This window comes from Reyranella sp., from assembly GCF_004297265.1.
Classification (GTDB): Bacteria; Pseudomonadota; Alphaproteobacteria; order Reyranellales; family Reyranellaceae; genus Reyranella.
Genome location: NZ_SCUT01000018.1, coordinates 102188 through 118291 on the forward strand (window position 1 = coordinate 102188; position 16104 = coordinate 118291).

The 16104-nt window shown below is 68.9% G+C and carries 14 protein-coding genes and 1 other RNA gene; all 15 read right to left on the minus strand.

Annotated elements, in window-relative coordinates; genetic code table 11:
• Positions 1-24: 24 nt before the first annotated feature.
• Positions 25-906: a cell division protein FtsQ/DivIB gene (locus EPO41_RS06390; protein WP_296322043.1), complete on the minus strand. Its 882-nt coding sequence runs from the start codon at positions 904-906 to the stop codon at positions 25-27.
• On the minus strand, positions 903-1832 hold the full coding sequence (locus EPO41_RS06395; RefSeq protein ID WP_296322046.1) for a D-alanine--D-alanine ligase: 930 nt from the start codon (positions 1830-1832) through the stop codon (positions 903-905). Before EPO41_RS06395 ends, EPO41_RS06390 begins: the two co-directional genes overlap by 4 nt.
• On the minus strand, positions 1829-2755 hold the full coding sequence (murB, locus tag EPO41_RS06400; RefSeq protein ID WP_296322084.1) for a UDP-N-acetylmuramate dehydrogenase: 927 nt from the start codon (positions 2753-2755) through the stop codon (positions 1829-1831). Before murB ends, EPO41_RS06395 begins: the two co-directional genes overlap by 4 nt.
• Positions 2755-4230 carry a UDP-N-acetylmuramate--L-alanine ligase gene (murC, locus tag EPO41_RS06405; protein ID WP_296322048.1) on the minus strand — a complete coding sequence of 492 codons (1476 nt, stop codon included), beginning with the start codon at positions 4228-4230 and terminating at the stop codon, positions 2755-2757. Before murC ends, murB begins: the two co-directional genes overlap by 1 nt.
• A complete protein-coding gene (murG, locus tag EPO41_RS06410) occupies positions 4227-5354 on the minus strand; it encodes an undecaprenyldiphospho-muramoylpentapeptide beta-N-acetylglucosaminyltransferase (RefSeq protein ID WP_296322051.1) in 1128 nt (375 codons plus the stop codon). The genes murC and murG overlap by 4 nt, the downstream gene beginning before the upstream one ends.
• Positions 5351-6478 (minus strand): putative peptidoglycan glycosyltransferase FtsW, encoded by a 1128-nt coding sequence (locus tag EPO41_RS06415; protein ID WP_296322054.1) that lies wholly within the window; start codon positions 6476-6478, stop codon positions 5351-5353. Before EPO41_RS06415 ends, murG begins: the two co-directional genes overlap by 4 nt.
• Entirely contained in the window at positions 6475-7863 is a 1389-nt protein-coding gene (gene murD / locus EPO41_RS06420) for a UDP-N-acetylmuramoyl-L-alanine--D-glutamate ligase (RefSeq protein ID WP_296322055.1), read from the minus strand. The genes EPO41_RS06415 and murD overlap by 4 nt, the downstream gene beginning before the upstream one ends.
• Before the next feature lie 4 nt (positions 7864-7867).
• Positions 7868-8959, minus strand: coding sequence for a phospho-N-acetylmuramoyl-pentapeptide-transferase (gene mraY / locus EPO41_RS06425; protein ID WP_296322062.1), 1092 nt, complete (start codon positions 8957-8959; stop codon positions 7868-7870).
• A 1-nt stretch (position 8960) separates the two neighbouring features.
• Positions 8961-10367, minus strand: a complete 1407-nt coding sequence (murF, locus tag EPO41_RS06430) for a UDP-N-acetylmuramoyl-tripeptide--D-alanyl-D-alanine ligase (protein WP_296322065.1) — start codon at positions 10365-10367, stop codon at positions 8961-8963.
• A complete protein-coding gene (locus EPO41_RS06435; RefSeq protein ID WP_296322068.1) occupies positions 10364-11854 on the minus strand; it encodes a UDP-N-acetylmuramoyl-L-alanyl-D-glutamate--2,6-diaminopimelate ligase in 1491 nt (496 codons plus the stop codon). Before EPO41_RS06435 ends, murF begins: the two co-directional genes overlap by 4 nt.
• On the minus strand, positions 11838-13703 hold the full coding sequence (locus tag EPO41_RS06440; protein ID WP_296322071.1) for a penicillin-binding protein 2: 1866 nt from the start codon (positions 13701-13703) through the stop codon (positions 11838-11840). The genes EPO41_RS06435 and EPO41_RS06440 overlap by 17 nt, the downstream gene beginning before the upstream one ends.
• Positions 13700-14254, minus strand: a complete 555-nt coding sequence (locus EPO41_RS06445; protein ID WP_296322075.1) for a hypothetical protein — start codon at positions 14252-14254, stop codon at positions 13700-13702. Before EPO41_RS06445 ends, EPO41_RS06440 begins: the two co-directional genes overlap by 4 nt.
• A complete protein-coding gene (gene rsmH, locus EPO41_RS06450; RefSeq protein WP_363246950.1) occupies positions 14251-15213 on the minus strand; it encodes a 16S rRNA (cytosine(1402)-N(4))-methyltransferase RsmH in 963 nt (320 codons plus the stop codon). Before rsmH ends, EPO41_RS06445 begins: the two co-directional genes overlap by 4 nt.
• Positions 15210-15689, minus strand: coding sequence for a hypothetical protein (locus tag EPO41_RS06455; RefSeq protein WP_296322078.1), 480 nt, complete (start codon positions 15687-15689; stop codon positions 15210-15212). Before EPO41_RS06455 ends, rsmH begins: the two co-directional genes overlap by 4 nt.
• A gap of 213 nt (positions 15690-15902) precedes the next feature.
• Positions 15903-16104, minus strand: an RNA gene (gene rnpB / locus EPO41_RS06460) — RNase P RNA component class A; the annotation flags it as partial.

Sequence of the window (16104 nt, forward strand, 5' to 3'; positions counted from 1 at the left end):
CGTACTCTCGCTAATTCTTCGATTTTACGCCGGCCCAGGCGTCGCGTCGCCCGGATTGCGCTTCCTGAGATAAAGTTTGTCGGGCAGCCTGAGATCGACGACGCCGAATTCGCGCGACAGCAGCTTGTGCTGTCCGTCGAGCTTGGCGAGATGCTGGAGGGCCGCGACGGCGTCCTCCTCCGGCAGCCAGATCTCGACACCGTTGTTCAGGATGAGGTTCCAGCGGCGCTGTCCGACCCAGACGGCGGCGCGCAGCTGCTGCGCCACGGTCGGCTCATAGGTGAGCAGCAGCAAGAGATCGCCGACATGATCCGGCGCGCCGGGACCGCCCAGCAGCAGCAGGGTCGCGGCGCCGGGCGGCATGCGACTCGCCCGCACGGTGCGGCCGTTCGCATCGATCAGCGTGTACTCGGTGCCGTTCTGCCAGATCGCGACGGCACGGCGTTCCTTCAGCGTGACATAGAGCGTGTCCGGCAGGCGGCGCTCCACCGTCGCCCATTCGACCCAGTCGATCGCCTCGAGCCGCTTGCGCGACGCCTGGAGGTCGATGCCGAGCAGCGAGTCGCCGCGGCTCACATTCAGCGCCGCCAGGAGATCGCTGCGCTCGACATAGTCGCGGCCCTCGACCGTGACGTCCGCCAACTTGAAGGGCGTGATGGCGCCGACGACGCTGCGCGATATCGCGTCGAAGCGGTCCTGCGCCTCGACGAGCCAGCCCTCGCGCCAGGCCCACCAGCCGCCTCCGCCGCCACAGCCCAGCAGCAGGACGATGGCGCCGAGCAGCACCGGCTGCTTCCAGAACGGACGGCCGGTCTTGCGGATCGGCCCGCGCTTCTTGCGCCGATCGTAGTCGCGCCGCGGCGCGGTGCCGGCCTTCGGCGTGGTCGTCTTCCGTGCGGCGCTCACGAGGGGTGCCTCGCGTGTTCGACCATCCAGGTCATGAGCTGCGACCACGAGATGCCGGCCCATTTGGCCTGCTCCGGTGCCAGCGACAGCGGCGTCATGCCGGGCTGGGTGTTCAGCTCCAGGATCACGAGGCCCGAGGTGCCGGGCTTCGAATCGTCCCAGCGAAAGTCGGCACGGGCGAGCCCGTTGCAGCCGAGTTCCTGATACGCCGCGAACGCCCACTGCTTGGCGGCCTCATAGACGTCCTCGGGAATCGGCGCCGGCACGAGATGCTCGGTGATGCCGTCGGTGTACTTGGCTTCGTAGTCGTAGAACCGGGTGCGCGGCCGGAGTTCGGTCACTGCGACCGGCTTGTCGCCCATCACCGCGACCGTGAGCTCGCGGCCGGGCACGAACTTCTCGATCAGCACGCGCTCGCCGAAAGCGGCTTCGGCAGCCTCGACGGCGGCCAGGTTGTCGCCGTCGCGCACGATGTGGACGCCGATGCTCGACCCCTGGTCGATCGGCTTCACGACATAGGGGCGCGGCATGGGATCCCCGCAGGCGAGCGTGCGGCGCTCGATCACCCTGCCTTCGGCGACGCGCAGGCCGAGCGACGCAAAGATGTGCCGCGCCAGCGGCTTGTCCATGGCGATCGCGGAGGCGAGCACACCGGAGTGCGTATAGGGCACACGCATGATCTCGAGGACGCCCTGGATGCAGCCATCCTCGCCATAGCGGCCGTGCAAGGCGTTGAAGACCACGTCCGGTCCGTCACCAACGGCAGGACGCAGGAAATCGACCAGGGCGCGCAGGTCGCGCTTCACGTCGTATTCGACGACCTCGTGCCCGCCTTCGCGCAGGCCCTCGGCACAGGCCTTGCCGCTCACCAGCGACACTTCACGCTCCGGCGACCAGCCGCCCATCAGCACCGCAACGCGCGTCATCCCGCACTCCCCGCTGGTTCTCCGATGCGCCGGATCTCCCATTCGAGCTGCACGCCGGTCTTCTGCAGAACGCGGCGGCGCACTTCCTCACCCAATCCCTCGATGTCGCTCGCCGTCGCCTCTCCGAGATTTATCAGGAAATTGCAATGCTTCTCGGAAACCTGGGCGTCGCCGATGCGCAGGCCGCGGCAGCCCGCCTGGTCGATGAGCTGCCAGGCCTTGGCACCGGGCGGATTGACGAAGGTCGAGCCGCCGGTGCGGCTGCGCGGCTGGGAGTCGGTACGGGCGGCGTCGATATCGGCAATGCGGCGGGCGATGGCGAGCTGGTCCCCCGGCGCCGCGCGCAGGCGCGCCGAGGTGAAGATCCAGTCGACCGGCGCATCACTGTGGCGATAGCTGAACCCCATCGCGGTCGCCTCGACCACGTGGACCTTGCCCGTTCGATCGATGGCTTCGGCCGAAACCAGCACCTGTGCCAGGTCGCCTTCATAGGCGCCCGCATTCATGCGCAGGGCCCCGCCGACGGTGCCCGGAATGCCGCTCATGAACTCGAGGCCCGCCAGCGCATGGTCCCGCGCCGTCAGCGCGACGTTGAGGTCGAGCGCGCCGGCACCGGCCACGATCTCGTGTCCTTCGACCGAAATGCCGGTGAAGCCGCGCAGAAGGCGGATCACCACGCCCTTCACGCCACCGTCGCGCACGAGGATGTTCGAGCCAACGCCCAGGACCGTGACCGGCACATCCGGCGGCAAGCCGGCCATGAAGAATGCGAGATCCTCGACATCGGACGGCCGGAACAGGACCTCGGCCGGACCACCCGCGCGGAACCAGGTCTGCGGACCGAGCGGTGCATCGGCGGTCAGCCGTCCGCGCGGCCGGGGCAACCGGTCGATCAGGTGGGGTGTCGAGGTCGCGAGCGCCATCATGCCGCCGATCCGCCGTGGAAGCCCGAATCATTGGCGATGGCGCGCGGACCGGCCTTCTCGGCCGCGAGCTGCTGGATCTGGCCGGGCAGCGCGTGCGCCCAGGCGGTGATGTTGCCGGCGCCCAGACAGACCACGACGTCGCCCGGACGCGCGATCTGCCAGATCATTTCCGGGAGTTCGCCCGGTCCGCCGAGTGGCATCACGTCGCGATGGCCGGCGCGCTGCACCAGCCCCACGAGCATGTCGCGGTTGACGCCCTCGATCGGCGCCTCGCCCGCCGCATAGACATCGGCGATGATCACGGCATCGGCGTCGGAGAAGCAGGTGGCGAACTCGGCGCGCAGCGCGCCGAGACGCGAGTAGCGGTGCGGCTGCATGACGGCGATGACCCGGCCCGAGCCGCCATAGGCCTGACGGGCGGCGCGCAGCACGGCCGCGATCTCCACCGGATGATGGCCGTAGTCGTCGATCACCGTGATGCCGTGCGCCTCGCCGGTCTTGGTGAAGCGCCGCTTGACGCCGGCGAAAGCGCCGAGCGCCCGGCGGATCGTGTCGTCCGGCAGGCCCATCTCCTGCGCCACGGCGATGGCCGCCAGCGCGTTCTGCACATTGTGCTGGCCGAACATCGGCAGACGCATGCCGGTGATTGTGCGCGATTCGTTGGTGGCGCGATTCTCGACCATGACGTCGAAATCGGCGCCGCCGCGATCGAGCTTCAGGTTGATGGCGCGCACGTCGGCGTTGGCGCCGATGCCGTAGGTGATGATGCGGCGGTCGGCGACGCGCGGAATCAGCGCCTGGACCTCCGGGTGGTCCGAGCAGAGCACCGCGAACCCGTAGAAGGGAATGTTCTCGACGAAGCGCACGAAGGCGTCGCGCAGCGCGTCGAACGTGCCGTAATGATCGAGATGCTCGGGATCGACGTTGGTCACCACGGCGATGGTGGCCGGCAGGCGCAGGAACGAGCCGTCGGATTCGTCGGATTCGACGACCATCCAGTCGCCCTCGCCCAGCCGCGCGTTGGTTCCGTAGGCGTTGATGATACCGCCGTTGATCACCGTCGGATCAAGGCCGCCGGCCTCGAGCATCGAGGCGACCAGCGAAGTGGTCGTCGTCTTGCCATGCGTGCCGCCGACCGCGATGGACCATTTGAGGCGCATCAGCTCGCCCAGCATCTCGGCGCGCCGCACGACCGGCACATGGCGCGTGCGGGCGGCGAGCACCTCGGGATTGTCCTTCTTCACGGCGCTCGACACGACGACGACCTGGGCATTGCCGACATTCTCGGCACGATGGCCGATCATCACCTTCATGCCCAGTTCGGCGATGCGGCGCGTATTGGCGCCCTCGGCGACGTCGCTGCCCTGCACCTTGTAGCCGAGATTGTGCAGGACCTCGGCGATGCCGGACATGCCGATGCCGCCGATGCCGACGAAGTGGATGAGACCGAGATCGAGCGGCAACGCCCTCATGCGGCGACTCCCGTGGCTGAAGGCGAAAGGGGAAGCGAAACGAAATTGCCGACGACGTCCGCCAGTCGCGCCGCGGCATCGGGACGGCCGGCGGCGTGGGCCGCGCCTGCCATCGCCGCAAGGCGCTCCGGCTCCTCGGTCAGGGACACGAGGTGCCCCGCCAGGGTCGCGGCGGTGAAGGAGGCATGCGGCAGCACGATGCAGGCACCCGTCGCCTCGAAGGCCCGGGCATTGGCGGTCTGGTGATCGTCGGCGGCATAGGGATAGGGCACCAGGATGGAGGGCCGGCCGATCGCCGCCAGTTCGGCCACCGTCGAAGCGCCGGAGCGGCCGATCACGAGATGGGCGCCGGCGATGCGCTGAGGCAGATCGGTGAAGAACGGCGCGATCTCGGCGACGACGCCCGCGCGGACGTAGCTCGTGCGCACCCGGTCGATGCTCTCGGGGCGGCACTGCTGGACGATGCGCAGGCGCGCGCGCAGCGACTGCGGCAGGGAGAGAACGGCCTGCGGCACGACCTCGCCGAACGAGGCGGCGCCCTGGCTGCCGCCGAACACCAGGAGATCGATCACCCGTCCCTCGCCCGGCGCACGATAGGGCGAATCGCGCAGCGCCCGCACCGCCTCGCGCACGGGGTTGCCGACAAGCTGGGCCCGCGCATCGCCGTCGAGATAGCGGGTGCGGGCAAAGGAGGTCGCCACGCGTCCGGCGCCGCCCAGCACGAGACGATTGGCGCGGCCCAGCACGGCGTTCTGCTCGTGAAGCATCGCGGGCAGGCGGCGCAGGCGGGCCGCGACCATTGTCGGCACCGAGGCATAGCCGCCGAAGCCCACGACGACGGACGGACCGATGCGGCCCAGCGCGCGCCAGGCGTCGAACAGGCCGAGGGCGAGCGAGAAAAGCGCCAGCGCCTTCTTCACCGGCGACCCGGTCGGGCTCGCGGAATGGATGTAGTGGATGGGCCGCCGCGCCAGCGCGCCCTGCCACTGCCGGCCGCGCGAGTCCGTGACCAGGGTGAACGGCACGCCCCGCGCCTCGAGCTCACCGGCGAGTGCCTCGGCCGGGAACACATGCCCGCCGGTGCCGCCGGTCGCCAGGACCACAGGGCGCACGGCCTCCGTCATACGGCCTCCCTCAGGCCGGCATGTTCGCGCGTGAGCGACAGCATCATGCCGACGCAGATCGCCATCGCCAGCGCCGAAGAGCCGCCATAGGAAATGAACGGCAAGGTCATGCCCTTGGCCGGGATGAGCTGGATGGTCGAGGCCATGTTGATCGCGGCCTGCAGGCCGAACTGAACGGCGAGACCCGTCGACGCCAGGGTGATGAACAGGCTGGTCTCCTTCGAGGCGCGCGACATCGAGCGCAGGGTCACGAAGGCGAACAGGCAGAGGATCATCAGACAGACGACGAGGCCGAACTCCTCGCCGGCTACGGCCATGACGAAGTCGGTGTGAGCGTCGGGAAGCTGCGCCTTCACCGTGCCCTCGCCCGGCCCGCGGCCGAACAGAGAGCCGTTCATGAAGGCCTCCAGCGAGGTGTTGACCTGGTAGTTGTCGCCCGACGACGGATCGAGGAAGCGGTCGAAGCGGCTGCGCACGTGGCTGAAGAGGAAGTAGGCGCCGACCAAGCCCCCGACACCGGCGATCGCGCCGAAGCCCGCGACCCACATCGGCAGGCCGACGACGAAGAGCTGGACGGCCCAGACGGCGGCCACCACGACGCTCATGCCGAGATCGGGCTGCATCACCAGCAGCGCCAGCACGCCGCCGACCAGCAGGGTGGAGAGGAGATAGCCGGGCGCCCGACGCTCGGTACGGCTCTGCGCGAGCAACCAGGCCGAGATCACCGCGAGGCTCGGCTTGACGAATTCCGACGGCTGCACGCTCGACAGGCCCGGCACCGAAATCCAGCGTCGCGCGCCCTTGATCTCGATACCGATGACGAAGGTCGCTGCCAGCAGCACGATGCTGCCGCAGAAGACGAGCAGCGCCAGGCGCCGCACGTGCCGCGGCGAGGCGAGCGAGATCGACAGCATGACGAGCAGCGCCAGCGGCAGGAACAGGAACTGGCGCTTGGCGAAGAGGAAGGAGTCGGCGCCGATGCGCTCGGCGGCCGGGGGCGACGCCGCCAGGGTCAGCATGACGCCGAAGGCCATGATCGCCAGGATCGCGCCCAGCGACCAGCGGTCGACGGTCCACCACCATTGCCCGATCACACTGCGATCGTCGCGCGGAACCTGGATCACGCCGCCCTCCCCAAACTCTCCGCCCCCGGCAGCGCCCGCGCCATGGCGCGGAACGCATCGCCGCGATGTTCGTAGCTCTTCCACTGGTCCCACGACGCGCAGGCGGGCGACAGGAGGACCACCGCGGGTTCCGCGGCCTCGCGCTGCGCCAGCGCATGCGCGGCGTCGAGCGCCGATTGCAGGTCGCCGCAGCGGCTGTAGGGCAGCTTGCCCTCGAGCTGGCCGGCAAAGAGTTCGGTGGCCTCGCCGATCAGGAAGGCATGGCGGATACGGTCGAAGTACGAAGCGAGCGGCGCGACGCCGCCCTCCTTCGCCTGGCCGCCGAGGATCCAGTAGATGCGGTCGTAGCTCGACAGCGCACGCGCCGTGGCATCGGCGTTCGTGGCTTTGCTGTCGTTGACGTAGACGACGTTGCCGACGGCGGCGACGCGCTCCTGGCGGTGCGGCAGGCCGGGATAGGTGCGAAGCCCGGCGACGATCCTTTCGCGCGGCATGTCGAGCCAGCGGCAGACCGCCCAGGCGCAGGCCGCGTTCTGCGCATTGTGGTCGCCCGGCAGGGTCGGCACGTCGGAGAAATCGACTGTATAGCCGTCGGCATCGACCAGCATGCCGGCGCGGTAGGAGATGCCGTTGGCCACGGGGCGATCGAGCGCCACCGGCACACAGGCGATGCCGGGACGTGCCGCCATCTCGCGCTCGACTTCGCGCGAAGGCTCGTCCTCGGTGCCGATCACGACGCAGTCGCCGGCGCGCTGGCGGGCAAAAATGTTCTTCTTGGCCGCGACGTAGCCTGCGAGATCGCCATGCCGGTCGATATGGTCGGGCGTGATGTTGAGCCACACCGCGATGTCGGCGCGGAAGGTCTGCAGCAGCTCGAGCTGGTAGGAGGAAAGCTCCAGGACGTAGACACCCCCCTTGCCGATCGGCTCGAGGTCGAGCGCGCCACGACCGATGTTGCCGCCGACCTGGCAGCGCGCACCGGCCTGTTGGAGGATGTGGCCGACCAGCGCCGTCGTCGTCGACTTGCCGTTGGTGCCGGTGATGGCGACGAACCGTCCCTCGGGCTGCGCCCGGGCCAGCAGCTCGACATCGCAGATGATCGGCTTGCCGGCGGCGCGCGCGGCGACCGCCACGGGATGCGGCACCGGCAGGGTGCTGGGAATGCCCGGGCTGATCACCAGGGCGGTGACGCCTGGCCAGTCGATCGACGCGGGGTCGACGATGCGGGCGCCGAGCTGTGCCGCCGCGTCGCGCGACGCCACATTGTCATCCCAGGCAACGCACTCGATCCCGGCCGCCCGCAGGGCTCGCACGGTCGCCAGGCCGGAGCGCGCGAGCCCCAGCACGACGAACGACGAACCTTTCAGGATGGCGAGATCGATCATCCGTTCACCTGAGCTTCAGGGTGGCGAGGCCGGCCATCGCCAGGATGGCGGCGATGATCCAGAAACGGAAGACGATGGTGGGCTCGGCCCATCCCTTCTGCTCGAAATGATGGTGCAGCGGCGCCATGCGGAAGACCCGCTTGCCGGTCCATTTGTAGGACAGAACCTGCACGATCACCGAGACCGTCTCGAGCACGAACAGACCGCCCACGATCGACAGCACGATCTCGTGCTTGGTGACGACGGCGACCGCACCCAGCGCGCCGCCAATCGCGAGCGAGCCGGTATCGCCCATGAACACCATGGCGGGCGGGGCGTTGAACCACAGGAAGCCGAGGCCGGCACCGACCAGCGCCGCCAGCAGCACCGCCAGTTCGCCCGAGCGCGGCACGTGATGGAGATAGAGGTAGTTGGTGAGGATCGTGTTGCCCACGACGTAGGCGATCAGGCCGAATACCGCCGAGGCCATGATGACGGGGCCGATGGCGAGGCCGTCGAGCCCGTCGGTCAGGTTGACGGCGTTCGAGGTTCCGGCGATCACCAGCACACCGAAGATCACGAAACCGATGGCGCCGAGCGGGATCAGCACGTCCTTGAGGAACGGCACGGCAAGCTGGTAGCGCAGCGGCGCCGGCGAGGCCTGGGCGACGAGATAGACCGCGATGCCGGAGGCCACGACCGTGAGCGCAAGCTTGACCTTGCCCGGCACGCCCTTGGGGTTGCGCTTGGTGACCTTGAGGAAGTCGTCCCACAGGCCGACCGCGCCGAAAGCCAGGGTGACGCCGAGCACGATCCAGACATAGCGGTTGGTGAGGTCGGCCCACAGCAGGGTCGCGATCGACAGGGTGATGAGGATCAGCAGCCCGCCCATCGTCGGCGTGCCCTTCTTGGTCATCAGATGGCTGGCCGGACCGTCGTCGCGGATCGGCTGCCCCTGCTTCTGCTTGCTGCGCAGCCAGCGGATCAGCGCGCCGCCGATCAGGAAGCTCAGCACCAGCGCCGTGAGGAAGGCCGCGATCGAACGGAACGTCAGATAGCGGAACAGGTTGAACGGCGTGAACAGGTCCGCGAGCGGATAGAGAAAATTGTAGAACATCCTAGCGTCCCGCCTCGCCGCCGCTGGCCGCCACGATGGCATCCACGACGATCTTCATTTTCGAACCCAGCGACCCCTTCACCGCAACCACGTCCCCTGCCTTGAGCGCGGCGGCGACATCGCCCGCCAGCGCCGTTGAATCCGGCCGGTGCACGCCACGCTGCGCCGGCGCAAGCCGCTGCCACAGAGCCTGCATGTGCGGACCGCACAGGAAGACCTGCGCCGCACCGCTTGCCGCGACAGCATCGGCGAGGCCTGCATGATAGTCGTCCGCGCCCTCGCCCAGCTCGCGCATATCGCCCAGCGCCAGCACCCGGCGTCCGCCCGACTGCGGCTCGGTCCGCGCCAGGACCGCCAGCATCGCCCGCACCGAAACCGGATTGGCGTTGTAGCTCTCGTCCAGCAGCTCGATCGTGCCGCCGCCGAACTTCAGCAGGCGGCGCGCACCGCGACCGGGCGAGGCCTTCACCTCGGCCAGGATGGCCGCCGCCTTCACCACGTCCGCGCCCAGCGCTTCGACGACGGCCAACGCGCCGATGCTGTTCAGCACCCAGTGTTCGCCCGCCGCGCCCAGCCGATACTCGATCCGGCGACCGTGGATCAAGGCTGCAACATCACTGCCGGAATCCTGCAGGTTGCAGGAGACAAGACGGGCCTCCGCAGCCTCGCTGCGACCGAAGCCGACGATGCGGGAAACGCCGAATTCGCGGGCTTTTCCGGCGAGACGTTCATAGTGCCGGCTGTCGCGATTGAGCACGGCCACTGCGTCTTTCGCCATGCCGGCGAACAGGCAGCCCTTCTCGTCGGCGACCGCTTCCTCGCTGCCCATATGGCCGATATGGACCGGCCCGACATTGGTGACGATGCCGACATGCGCCTCGACCTGGCGGGCGAGCGGCTCGATCTCGCCGGGGTGGTTCATGCCGATCTCGAACACGCCGTAGCGCGCGTCGCGCGGCAGGCGCACAAGGCTGATGGGCACGCCGACATGGTTGTTGTAGCTCGCCACGCTGGCCGAGGTCGGTGCCTCGGCCGACAGCATCGCGCGCAGAGCGTCCTTGGTGCTGGTCTTGCCGACCGAACCGGTGACGCTGGCGATGCGCGCCACGCTGCGGCGGCGTCCGGCGCGACCGAGTTCGACCAATGCCTTCATCGTGTCCGGAACGCGGACCAGCGTGCCCCGAGCGCCCTCGACGTCGCGCGAGACGACGGCCGCCGCAGCGCCGCGCGACAGGGCGTCCGTGACGAAGCCGTGACCGTCGGTCGTCTCGCCGCTCAGCGCGAAGAAGAGATCCCCCTTGCCGACGGCGCGGCTGTCGAACGTCACGCCCGTGGCCTCGAACGGCGCGGTGATCGACGCCGCCGACAAGGCGGCCTGCACTTCGCCGGAAGTCCAGAGCGCGCTCACGCTTCACCTCCGGCCAGCGCGCGCGCCTCCTCGGCATCGTCGAAATGATGTGTCACGCCCTTGATCGTCTGGCCGGTCTCGTGGCCCTTGCCGGCAATCAGCAGCAGGTCGTCGGCGCTCGACAGCGCCTCCATGCCGGCGGCGATGGCGGAGTGCCGGCCGTCGGCGACCTCGATCCAGTTGCGACGGTCGGCAGCGATGCCGCGCACGATCTCGGCGCGGATCTCTGCCGGCTCCTCGCTGCGCGGATTGTCGTCCGTCACGATCGCGAGGTCGGCGAGACGCGTCGCGATCTCGCCCATCACCGGACGCTTCGCCCGGTCACGGTCGCCGCCGCAACCGAACACGACCACCAGCTTGCCGCGGGCAAAGGGCCGCAGGGTGCGCAGCACCGTCTCCAGCGCCTCGGGCTTGTGGGCATAGTCGACATAGACTGCGGCGCCCGAGCGATGGCGGGCGACGAGCTGCAGGCGGCCAGGCGCGCCCGTCAGATGGGGAAGAGCCTCCACGGCGCGCGCCGGATCACCGCCCGTCGCAACCACGAGGCCGAGGGCGGCAAGCGCGTTCGAAGCCTGGAAGCCGCCGACCAGCGGCAACTCGACTTCGTGGCGCGCGCCCATGATTTCCAGCGCAAGGTGCTGTCCGGTCGGCGTCGGATCGTCGCCCAGCAGCCGGAATTCACTGCCCTTCGTGCCGTAGGTCCAGAAGCGGATGCCGCGCTGCCGGCAGATCGCGCCGAGCGCCGTGGCGCGATCGCTGTCGGCATTGACGACCGCCGTGCCGCCCGGCGGCAGCAGCACCTCGAACAGGCGCGCCTTGGCCGCGAAGTAGGCGTCCATCGAATGGTGATAGTCGAGATGCTCGTGCGTCAGGTTGGTGAAGGCCGCGGCCGCCAGGTTCAGCCCGTCGAGCCGGTGCTGGTCGATGCCGTGGCTCGAGGCCTCGATGGCGAGATGGGACACGCCCTCGCGCGCCAGCGCGGCCAGATCCTCGTGCAGTTGAACGGGGTCCGGGGTCGTGAGGCCACCGTCGCGCACGAGGCCAGGCGAGACGATACCCAGCGTGCCGACGCTCGCCGCCTTCAGCCCCATCGCCTCCCAGATCTGGCGCACGAAATGCACCGTCGAGGACTTGCCGTTGGTGCCGGTGACGGCGGCGATCGTGGCGGGCTGCAGCCCGGCGAAGGCAGAGGCCATCAACGCCACGCGACGACGCGGATTGGCGTCGCGCACGACGACGATGCCGGGATCGAGCGAAGGCAACGCCGCGTCGGCCGCGGCCAGGATCGCGACGGCGCCGCGCCTCACGGCATCTTCCACGAACGCCGCGCCGTCGCGCTGGCTGCCCGGGAGGGCCGCAAAGAGATAGCCGGGCCGGACCTTGCGCGAGTCGAGCGTCAGGCCGGCGAGAACGGGATCGCGCGGCAGCGCGGAAGAAGGCGCGATCGCGTCGGCGCTCCGGCGCATGAGCTCACTCAGACGCAACACGGCGCACTCCCGGACCGGGCGCCGCGGCCGTCTGGCCAGGCGCCGGCCGAACCGGCAGGGCTTTGCGATGGTCGCCGGGAGAGCGGCGCACGCTGGCCGGCAGGAGCTGCGGCGGCGCGACAGGCGCCGGCACCGGCGTCGAGGCGATCTCGATCGGCGGCAGGCCGTCCTTCAGATCGCCCGGCAGGATGCCGTAGAGCGACACCATCTGCTCGATGATGACCTTGACCGAAGGCGCCGCCACCCAGCCCGCCGTCGCGTAGCCGCCGGTCTCGGGAAGGCCTTTGGGCTCGTCGAGTGAGACGATGATGACGAACTTCGGATCGTTCATCGGGAACGCGCCGACGAAGGAGCTGATCAGCGCTTTCTGGCGATAGCCGCCGCGCGCCGCCTTCTCGGCCGTGCCGGTCTTTCCGCCGACCTCGTAGCCCGGGACATTGGCGTTCTTGCCCGTGCCCTCGACGGCGTTCAGCCGCAAGAGCTGCCGCATGTTGACCGACGTCTTCTGCTGGATGACCCGCCTGCCCTTGTCGCTGGCGGCGTTACGCTTCACCAGCGAGGGCTGGTAGAGGATGCCGCCGTTGATCATCGCCGCCGAGCCCATCGCCAGGTGCAACGGTGTCACCGAGATCCCGTGGCCGAAGGCAATGGTCATGGTGTTGATCTTCATCCAGTGGCGCGGCCAGAGGGGCCCCGCGACTTCCGGCAGCTGCGTCGAGACGGGCTTCAGGAAGCCGATCTTGTCGAAGAAGGCCCGCTGGCCTTCGGGTCCCATGACCTCGACCGCCATCTTGGCCGAAGCGATGTTCGACGAGAACTTGAAGATTTCCGGCACAGACAACGGACGGCGCTGGGCATGGTCGTCGTTGATCGTGAAACGGTCGATCCGGATCGGCGACGTGGCGTCGAACACGCTGGTCATCGAGGCCTTGCCCGAATCGAGCGCCATCGCCGTGTTGAAGATCTTGAAGGTCGACCCCTGCTCGTAGACTCCCAGCGTGGCGCGGTTGAACAGCGCCTCGTTGGTGAGCGTGCGAGTACTGTTGGGATTGTAGGTCGGCAGCGACGCCATGGCGAGGACCTCGCCGTTGGTCACGTCCATGACGATGGCGGTGGCGCCGATCGCCGAGAATTTCTGGACGGCGCGCGCGATCTCGCGCTCGACGATGCGCTGCAGGCGGAGGTCGATCGAGAGCTGCAGGGTCTCGCCGCTCTGGAGCTGCTGGTCGAAGTAGCGCTCGACACCGGCCAGGCCCGTATTGTCCACGCTGGCATAGCCCAGGATGTGTGCCGCAGCCGTTCCCTGCGGATAGATGCGCCGTTCCTCGGCCTGGAAGTCGAGACCCGGGATGCCCAGCCGGTTGACCCGGTCGTGCTCGCGCGGGCTCAGTCCGCGCTTGATCCAGACGAAGGTCCTGTCGCCTTCCAGCTTCTCGCGCACGTCGTCGTACTTGAGATCCGGCAGCGCCGTCACGATCTTGCGCGCGGCCTCCTGCGGATCGATCAGCAGGTGCGGATTGACAAAGGCGGACATGACCGGGACCGACGTCGCCAGCACGGCGCCGTTGCGGTCCACGATGTCGGCACGCTCCGACTGGATCGAGCCGCCGCGGGCCGCGACGCGCTGCGTCGGCTCGGCGCCGTCGCGCAGCAGGGACACATAGCCCATGCGCAGGCCGACCGCCGTGAAGGCCAGACCGAAGATCAACGAGGCGATCACCAAGCGCTGGCGCGCCGTCTCCTGGACATCACCCTTCAGGCGGTCCTTGGGCGAGGCGTAACGCGCGCCGGCCGCCGCGTTTACCGCGGCGGCCGGTTCAGGCGACGCAGACTTTCGCCACAGCTTCACCGGGAACCCCCTTCATTTCGCGAGAGGATGTCGTCGATGGAGACTGCGGCGCTCTGGCCGTCGCCAACCGGACCCGATGTTGCCGGCTCTTGGATCGAGGCCGGTCGAGGGGGCGTCGTGGGTCCGGGGGTACGCTTTGAAAGGGGTGCGGAGGCCGGCGAGGGGCTGCCGGCCTCCGCTGCGACGCGGCCACCACCACCGGGCAAAGTCGACGAGGGGACGTCGTTGCCCGTTCGTGGGGGGGAAGGAGGTGGTGGATCGCGCCGCGGGGGGACAGATTCGGGTTTGAGCTGATCGAGTCGGACGACCTGCTTGATGGACGCCGACTCGAGCTTGAGATGCTTCTGCGCGAGCGCTTCGATGCGCTCGGATTCGTTCAGGTGAGCCCATTCGATGCGCAGGATGTGCGTGGCCTGCTGGCTCTCGATGATCTTCTGGTTGGTGCGGTCGATGCGCTCCTCGAGGTCCTGCACCTTGTACTTGACGGTGAACAGGCCCACGGCTGTTGCCACGGCGACGACCGACCAGAACAGGAGCCCGCGATGGATCATGCGGCACTCCCGGCGCCGAGCGTCTCGGCCCCCAGCTTTTCGGCAACCCGCAGGCGCGCCGAACGGGCCCGCGGATTGGCGGCAACCTCTTCGTCGGACGGCAGCACCGGCTTGCGCGAGAGATCGCGCAGGGTGGCAGTCCGCGCACCCATGCCCGGCGGCGCGTGGCGCGACGGGCCGGGCGTGCGACCGGCACGGGCGCGGACGAATTCCTTCACGGCGCGGTCTTCCAGCGAATGGAACGACACGACCGCGAGACGGCCGCCCGGCGCCAGCACCTGCTCGGCGGCGACAAGGCCCCGCTCGAGCTCGCCCAGCTCGTCGTTCACCGCGATGCGCAGCGCCTGGAAGGTCCGCGTCGCCGGATCGCTCTCGTCCCGTCCCTGCGGGCCGACCGCACGCCGCACGATCTCGGCCAGCTCGCCCGTGGTCTCGATCCGCTTGGTGCGCCGCGCTTCGACGATGCTGCGCGCCACGCGGCGGCTGCGACGCTCCTCGCCGTAGCGCCAGATGATGTCGGCGAGGTCCGTTTCTTTTGTTTCGTTTACGAGGTCCGCCGCCGAGGCGCCGCCCTTCTCCATCCGCATGTCGAGCGGGCCCGAGGCCCGGAAGGAGAAGCCGCGATCAGCCTGGTCGAACTGCATCGACGACACGCCGAGATCGAGCGCCACGCCGTCCACATCCTCGACACCCTCGGCCGACAGAAGCTCGGCCATGTCGCCGAAGCGGCCTTCGATCAGGCGCAGGCGCGGCGCATAGCGCTCGGCCAGCGCCCTGCCGGCGGCGATGGCGTCGGGGTCGCGATCGATGGCGATCACCTGGCAGTCGGCACGATCGAGCATCGCGGTCGTGTATCCGCCGGCGCCGAACGTGCCGTCGAGATAGCGGCCGCCGTCGCGCGGCTGAAGTGCGTCGACGACTTCGCGCGCCATCACCGGAATGTGGCGGGCGCCGCTCATGCGTCGCCTCCGCCCAGATTGCGCACGAACGCCGCCATCTTCTCGCGCTCGGCCTCGCGGCGCGCCTGCCAGCGGCCGGGATTCCAGAGCTGGAACTTGTCGACCTTGCCGACCAGCATCACGCCGTCGCCCGCGTCGAGCGTCTGGACAAACTCGCCGGGCATCGTGAACCGGCCATCGGGCTCCAGCGAAATGGTACGGGCTCCGGCCGACAGATAGCCCGCCGGATCGAAGGCGTCGTCGTCGAGGGCGACCTTCAGCGACCCCTTCGGTCCCAGCGCTTCGACACGCAGGCGATCCAGCATGGCATCGAAGCCCGCACGGGAGTTGCCGTTCACGAGGCCGGGGATGGTGGGCGAATGATAGAGAACGAACGCGCCGCGATCGTCCGCAGGCAGCTCGTCGCGAAAAGCCGCGGGCAACAGGACCCGGCCCTTCTTATCCATCTTGATCAGGATCTCGGACCGGAATGCCACGGCCCCTCTCCCCCTGGACCCGCTGCAGGCGCCCCACGCCCCTGCGTTGCCTGTTACACGGGATACAATGGGATATCATGGGGATGTCCGGGATGCAATTATCAACAGCAAGAATCCACAAGGAATCTGAAAGACTTAGACACAACATCTATTGTGCGCTCGCACCGTGCAAACGCAAGGGGTAGTAGAAGCGATTCGTCGTGCGGAAGCAGAGGGGTCAGACGGCCTGTAAGCCGGGTTCTGTCCTCGCCCGAAAGCGATGGATGGCCATTCCTCTGGGACGCCCGTTACCGAGCGCCTCGCGCGACCGACCCGGGCGACGACGCGGAAACACCGCTGCCGGTTGCCCGGCGTGTCGCCCCTATTTGGTCTTGCTCCCGGTGGGGTTTGCCGTGCCGCTTCCGTTGCCGGTCGC

Coding starts and splice junctions, on each gene's coding strand:
- EPO41_RS06395 (WP_296322046.1), bottom strand. CDS start 1,832: ATGACGCGCGTTGCGGTGCTGATGGGCGGCTGGTCGCCGGAGCGTGAA.
- murB (WP_296322084.1), bottom strand. CDS start 2,755: ATGGCGCTCGCGACCTCGACACCCCACCTGATCGACCGGTTGCCCCGG.
- murC (WP_296322048.1), bottom strand. CDS start 4,230: ATGAGGGCGTTGCCGCTCGATCTCGGTCTCATCCACTTCGTCGGCATC.
- murG (WP_296322051.1), bottom strand. CDS start 5,354: ATGACGGAGGCCGTGCGCCCTGTGGTCCTGGCGACCGGCGGCACCGGC.
- murD (WP_296322055.1), bottom strand. CDS start 7,863: ATGATCGATCTCGCCATCCTGAAAGGTTCGTCGTTCGTCGTGCTGGGG.
- mraY (WP_296322062.1), bottom strand. CDS start 8,959: ATGTTCTACAATTTTCTCTATCCGCTCGCGGACCTGTTCACGCCGTTC.
- EPO41_RS06445 (WP_296322075.1), bottom strand. CDS start 14,254: ATGATCCATCGCGGGCTCCTGTTCTGGTCGGTCGTCGCCGTGGCAACA.
- rsmH (WP_363246950.1), bottom strand. CDS start 15,213: ATGAGCGGCGCCCGCCACATTCCGGTGATGGCGCGCGAAGTCGTCGAC.